This is a genomic window from Olsenella uli (genome assembly GCF_016899935.1).
Taxonomy (GTDB): domain Bacteria; phylum Actinomycetota; class Coriobacteriia; order Coriobacteriales; family Atopobiaceae; genus Thermophilibacter; species Thermophilibacter uli_B.
In genome coordinates, this window is record NZ_JACJJK010000049.1 from 1 (window position 1) to 266 (window position 266).

A 266-nucleotide genomic window follows, 5' to 3' on the forward strand; every position below is an offset into this window, starting at 1 on the left:
GTTCCCTACGGTGGCGACCAGAACAACGACAACTCAGGTGTTCTCACTTACGTAAGTATCCTCTACTCGGGCGCCCGCTCAAGTGCCGACATCGAGCACAACGGACTTACCCTTAACGGCGTAGGCGCAGGAACAACCATCGAGAACATTTACATTGCCGAGGGCGCAGATGACGGTATAGAGTTCTTCGGAGGCTCTGTGAACGTAAGCAACCTGCTTGTTGTCAATTGCGATGATGACTGCTTCGACTTCACCCAGGGTTATTC

At 52.6% G+C, this 266-nt stretch carries 1 pseudogene; it reads left to right on the top strand.

Annotation, left to right across the window (positions count from 1 at the left end):
* Nucleotides 1-266, top strand: a pseudogene (locus H6A07_RS09810) (hypothetical protein); the annotation flags it as partial.